A 6,000-nucleotide genomic window follows, 5' to 3' on the forward strand; every position below is an offset into this window, starting at 1 on the left:
TCCCGCATACTTGTTATTGGCTTAATTAAAAAGATGGGGGAAGTTGCCTCATCCAAGAAAGGAAGGCCTTTACATGATAGCATACGTTGGAATTGATGCACACACTACAAACTACACTCTCTCAACTTATCTTGAAGGATCAGCAGCACCTGTGAACACCAACGCCTATTCTCCTTCTATTTCCAACATCGTAAACTACTGCAAGGNGATCAGGAAAAAGATTGGAAATGATACAGAGATCATTGTCGGATATGAAGCGGGCTGCCTCGGGTTTAAACTGAAGCGTGATCTTGAGGAGAAGGGTCTTACCGTAAAGATCCTTGCCCCTGCTTCGATTACCGGAACAGAAATCAACAGACGGCGCAGGAAGAAAACAGACAAGCGGGATGCTGAAGCGATTGCGAGGTCACTGAAGAATCATGAATACAGTGAAGTCTATACCCCTGATGAAGAAGATGAATCAGTACGTGATTTCATCCGTATGCAGCAGGATCACAAGAAGCAGCTCAGAGTGATCAAACAGCAGATCTGTGCCTTTACTACCAGGCACGGATATCAATTTACGGATGGTAAGAACTACTGGGCGAAGAAACACCTGAAATGGCTTAAGGAGCTTCCTCTGGAGGGAGTTAACAAGGAAACGCTGGATTCTTACCTGCTGTCCTATGAAACAGTTTCTGATCGCATTGATCAGATGAACAAACGCATTGAAGAGATTGCTGAAACGGATAAATACCGGGAAGCAGTTCACAAGCTGATCTGCTTTAAGTCAGTGAAAGTACTTACCGCTCTGGCTGTGATTGTGGAAATCGGAGATTTCACCAGATTCGTTAAAGCAAAGAACTTTGCGGCATTTCTGGGCCTGGTTGCAGGAGAACTCAGCAGCAGCGATGATCAGAATCAGACGGGAATAACAAAACAGGGAAACACCTTTTTGAGAAAACTACTTGTCGAATGTGCACAATCTTTCTCAAGGGCATCATCTGGCAAAAGTGAAGCACTGAAGAAGCGGCAGGAAGGCAACGCTCCTGAAGTCATTGCATATGCGGACAGAGCGAATGAACGCCTCCGGAAGAGATACATGCGTCTTGTGCTTCACAATCGAAAGAACCATAACAAAGCAACGGTAGCCATAGCACGTGAGCTGGCATGCTTTATATGGGGAATGATGACAGGCAATATTCATACTGTTCTTGCTTAAAATGATTCTATCGATTATCAGGCAGTCAAGACTTGCGTTGAGCACTTCAGATCAGGAAATCATTGAATGACCTAAAAACAAAGAGGAGGATAAGAATTAGATTGAAGGCATCAGGAAGGAGCAGCCCGGATTTGAACTGGATGGTTCAGCTATCTGCGGCGGGGCTATGATGGCACCTTTCCATGGTGATCCACGATTTTAGACAGCAGAGCTGGCGGCGAAACCATTGGCCTGTGGGGTGGGAGAGCAGTTGTCCCTGATACACGTATAACAGAATGGCTAAATACCGCGAACTGTTGAAAATCCGAGACTCTTTCCTCATGCCTTCAACAGCAAAGGAAAAATATTGAATCAATCTGAAACTAACACTTGACATTGGCTTTTACATAACAGCCCTAGGTAGCTCACTGTTTCTCTTTGAATCTGATGAATAGATTGACAAAGAACAGCACAACAAATACCACTCCATTAATTTGTTCAGCTATTTTTGTATTCTTATCAACAGTCCAGAGAACCAGGAATAAGATAAACTGGGCAAAAAGGATAACATTTAGAAGCTTCATCTTTTTCATAGTCATATGGCAGCAAATTGATATTCATAATACCCAGAATTGCACGGGAGAGAGTTTCTTGGTTCGCAACCAGGTATGTATCCTGCGTGTTAAGTTCCTGTAATTTGGTATTTTCCCGTTTTTGCATTCGAGCCCAATGATTGCAGCAAGTACTTATAAGCAATCTCACACGGATTCGCTCCAAACATCCATTCAATAATCGTACATGCAGTAAAAGCAGTACTAATCACCGCCCATATAGTTCCAATATTTCATTCGATTGTCCAGAGGATCCTCAGAAGCAATATATTCTATCATCCCATTAGAATCTATAGGTATTGCTTAATTGGTCTGATTATTGCTCATTCAGTATCTTTTTCGAGCAAAACAGACGTGTATTTCTATTCATTCTGAAGATTTGTATCCTGAAACATTTCCAGCAGAACCATGTCTTTCTGGTACCTGGTGGGGGAAGCTGTCCTCAGTTTTTCAGGAATCATGTCGCCGTTGTAGTAATAGATGTGCTTAATCATAGGAACCTCTGTGTATGTATTAGTGATTGGAATTGATTTATAGATGTTCCTGCCAAACAGAAGATTCCATTTTGTCGTCTGGATCGTGATATACCGGCTGTGATCATCAAGTGTTCCCGATTCGAAATGAGTGATCTGCTTGCCGGTATAAGCCGCAAAATAATTATCGAACTGTTTATAGACATAAATATTGGGCGCTTCCTCAGTGGTCCCGTCAGAATAGAAATAAGTTCCTCCTGTATCAGAATACCTGACGTTGACAACCGCGTTGGAAAGTTTCAGGTAGGCAATTGCCAATCCAAGCAGAAGAATCAGAAGGACGATCAGCAGATTTCTCGATGACTTTTTCATAGGGAGCAATCCTCCTTGCCGTGCCCATTATTGCATCTTCAGACTTCTTCAAGAACAGCCTGAGTCTATCTGGTCCGATTCTGGTTTATCCGGTTCTCTGATTCAGAAGTGCACGGAAATCCCCTGAACGATATCCATCATTGGCAATACCGTCATATTTCCTAATCAGATGTCTGATCATCGCAAGTTCTTCCTGATTAAATTCATAGTCATTACTTTCTGACCTTGCAGGAATAGTTCTAATGTGAAGCAGTATCATCTCTCCCTGGCCTGTGATCGTGATCTCTGCGGATCCGGAGGCTTCAGTTCTATGAGGATAGAGCACCTGAATTATGGTAGTGATGAGAATTGCTAGATCAGAGAAATCAATCTGTTCCGTTCCGCTGAGCTGATAAATCATTCGAAAACATAAATTATGATATTCCGCTCTAAGATAGCGAAGTGCAGCATCCAGACATTCATTCTCCAGCACTTTCACTTCATATGACTGCTGAAGACTTTCCGCCAGGAGAGCAGATGCTTCATCGATTCTGTTTTCTTTCAGAAGTCCGATGATCTTCAGAGTTTCTTTTCTCTGCCGGTGGTGTTCCTTCAGTGTTTCAATTGCCTGATCTCTCTGAATCTGCATTGCGGTCCTGCTCTGGTTCATATTTGCCGCAATTGCATCCGCTTGCTGCTGGTGTTTCTCATTGAGAATTGTCCGTTCAATGAAAAACACAAAGACCAGCGGATAAATAAATGCAGGGATGATCGCCAGAGGCTGTGCTCTTCCACGGATTGTTGCAATCATCAGAATCGAAAAGCCAGCAGCAATCACAACATTTCTGGAATCTTCAATCTGTTCAAAATCATGGTATCCGAAATATAAGCGCAGAAATACTGCATAGAAACAGCGAAGAATCCAATACAGCGGACTTGCTCCCCAGCTGTAATATACATCTGTATCTTCCAGCGCAAGTCCATACAGGGAAGAAGAGTATTCCAGAACCACTTGTTCCAGAACCATAGCACAGACATCAAAAAGGATCGTGATCGCTGCCAATGCTGTGGATTCTTTCCGGTTATCCTCCAGTCCTCCGTAAAACTGAATAAAATACGCGCAGCATTTGAATGGAATCCCTAACAGAAACAAAGGAAGCATATTCTGCGTGCCATATGTAAGCGGCAGAAGAATACGGTCCTGAAGAATCATCGAAAGGCTTGTGATCAGCCAGGAAATCACAAGATACAGATACAGGTCCATTTTCCTGAAAGTATCTTTATGAGCAAACGGAACAATAGCGAAAATCACTCCCAGGAACATTTCAGATAAAATACCAAGTTCCGTCATTGGATCCTCCTCAGAAACATTTCCTGAACATGTCTTCGTTCTCTCCTGCTTGGATACAGACGCGTGCCGTCAAATAATTCCAGCGCTTCCGGATTGATGCTTCGGACATAATCCAGATTCACAAGTTCGGACTGATTTATCCTGCACAGGTCCGGGAGGATCTCCTGGCAATGCTGGATCGTTTCCGCAGCCAGTTGATATACCATTTCTTTCCCAAAACTGATATAGATTGTTCTGCCTCTTTTTGCAACATACTGCACCATGGAAGGATGAAAAGAGATCACCCCTGTTCTGGTTCTGATCTGCATTGACGGCATAAAATATCTATTTCTGATTATCTGAAGTCCCGCTGATAATTCTTCATCTGTCATGCTTTTTGTCAGAAATCCAGCAACCTTCGGTGCGAAAGCATCCATAACCCGCTCATTGCAGGACGTAACATATACGATGAACGATGCATGCATGGAAATCTCCCGAGAGCAGCGGATCCCATCTTCTTTCCAAAGCTGGATATCCAGAAGCACAAGCAGGTAATAACTGCTGCTCGCCAGAAATTCAGAGCAGGAAGAAAAGACGGAAATTACAGCTTCAGGAAACACCTTACCTGCAAGATTCAGAAGACGATTCTGATCATCTTCTGAATCGTCAATGATACAGATCGGATATTGTTCCATGAAGTTCCCCTTGAGTTCAGTATTTCATATTCTGCATAAAAAGAACAGGGAAACGTGTCCATTTTCAGAACAGTGCCGAAGCCTTTGCTCCATAATATTTCTCGTCTGAACGTCAGTCTTCTTCAGAAAAACAGCTTCCAGGTGGACAATGGCATTAAGTTACAGCATTGAAAAAACACTCGCCATCTTCCGAAACGAGTGTTCTTTGATCAGAAGTCGATGCAGCGTGTTAACTTACTGACATTGGCCAGGAGGAAGCTACTTTCTCAGATATTCCTTCAGGGAAGGAATGATTTTCTTTGTCTCGTTGTATCCCTGCCAGTACAGATCCCCGAGCTTATTCATATCTCCCTCAAAGCGGGAAATCTCAACCGGTTTTACCGGAGCCATAATGAACAGGCGTCCCTGTTGTTCCAGATGTTCAATCCGGTCCAGCAGAAGATTGTAAGCAGGTGCCTCTTCCAGAAGATCTCTCATGAATTCCGGATAGTTATGATACTCGGTCCGGATAATCTGTGCCGGTTTCTTCACCGGCTTGCGATAAGAACGATCTCTGGTCTTCAGAACGACGATCTTCTCATAGCCCTGATCCAACGCCCAGTCAACCGGAATCTTGCAGGCAACGCCCCCATCCAGATACTTTCTTCCATCAATCACAACTGGTTCTGATACATACGGAACCGTTGCACTTGCCTGGATTGCTTTCATGATGTCGGAAGTCTTGCCGTGTTCAAAGAAAACATTTCTTCCAGTCTCTAAATCTGTTGCAGTTACCACAAATCTGCGGTCCGGATTATTGAAAGCTTTCTCATCCAGAGGCTCTTCTTCTGATAACGTTGTGAAGCAGTGACTGAATCCAGTGATCCCGTGCTCATGAATCATTGCCCCGAGACCGCAGTATTCCGGATCGTGGCGATAATGCAGGTTGATGCGGGCAGAACGGCCGATCTGCCCGGATACATAGCTGAATCCGCTCATCGCTCCAGCCGAAACCCCGATCACGGTCTGAAAGTTCAGATCTGCTTCCATCAGAGCATCCAGTGCCCCCTGCGTATAGAGACCGCGCCATGCCCCGCCTTCCAGGACAATGCACCCTGGCGTGATATGATCGCTGGCACGTCCCTTCGGAATCCGATCAAGTCCCTCATATATCTTCATAGTCATTTTCTCCGGGAGTATTCTATCACGGGAATTTTCTGCTGCCGGCTTCAATCGTGCTGATCTGTATAGTTCCTTCACTTGTAAAAGTTAACGCAACCCCAGTATTGCATTAAGTATGTCTGAACAAGAAGTTATAAAGGGCTTGCATTAAGTAGATCTGAAACGGTTCTTCCTTTAACATTTAGATATCAGCCAGATT

Annotated in this window: 5 protein-coding genes; 1 reads left to right on the plus strand and 4 read right to left on the minus strand. The window is 44.0% G+C overall.

The window, feature by feature from the left end; genetic code table 11:
* Window positions 1–73: 73 nt before the first annotated feature.
* The gene (locus tag FYJ51_RS09320) at window positions 74–1,201 is read left to right on the plus strand and encodes an IS110 family RNA-guided transposase (RefSeq protein ID WP_154505191.1); all 1,128 of its coding nucleotides are present in this window, start codon (window positions 74–76) and stop codon (window positions 1,199–1,201) included.
* Window positions 1,202–2,153: 952 nt separating this feature from the next.
* Here the strand turns inward: FYJ51_RS09320 and FYJ51_RS09325 are convergent.
* The 4 genes from FYJ51_RS09325 to FYJ51_RS09340 form a co-directional block, all read right to left on the minus strand.
* Window positions 2,154–2,636: a hypothetical protein gene (locus FYJ51_RS09325; protein WP_154505193.1), complete on the minus strand. Its 483-nt coding sequence runs from the start codon at window positions 2,634–2,636 to the stop codon at window positions 2,154–2,156.
* 85 nt (window positions 2,637–2,721) lie between these two features.
* Window positions 2,722–3,966 (minus strand): hypothetical protein, encoded by a 1,245-nt coding sequence (locus tag FYJ51_RS09330; RefSeq protein ID WP_154505195.1) that lies wholly within the window; start codon window positions 3,964–3,966, stop codon window positions 2,722–2,724.
* Window positions 3,963–4,640 (minus strand): LytR/AlgR family response regulator transcription factor, encoded by a 678-nt coding sequence (locus tag FYJ51_RS13945; protein ID WP_154505197.1) that lies wholly within the window; start codon window positions 4,638–4,640, stop codon window positions 3,963–3,965. The genes FYJ51_RS09330 and FYJ51_RS13945 overlap by 4 nt, the downstream gene beginning before the upstream one ends.
* Before the next feature lie 258 nt (window positions 4,641–4,898).
* Window positions 4,899–5,798, minus strand: coding sequence for a patatin-like phospholipase family protein (locus tag FYJ51_RS09340; protein ID WP_205946279.1), 900 nt, complete (start codon window positions 5,796–5,798; stop codon window positions 4,899–4,901).
* Window positions 5,799–6,000: the final 202 nt, after the last annotated feature.

The sequence above is a fragment of the Stecheria intestinalis genome (genome assembly GCF_009696165.1).
GTDB lineage: Bacteria > Bacillota_I > Bacilli_A > Erysipelotrichales > Erysipelotrichaceae > Bulleidia > Bulleidia intestinalis.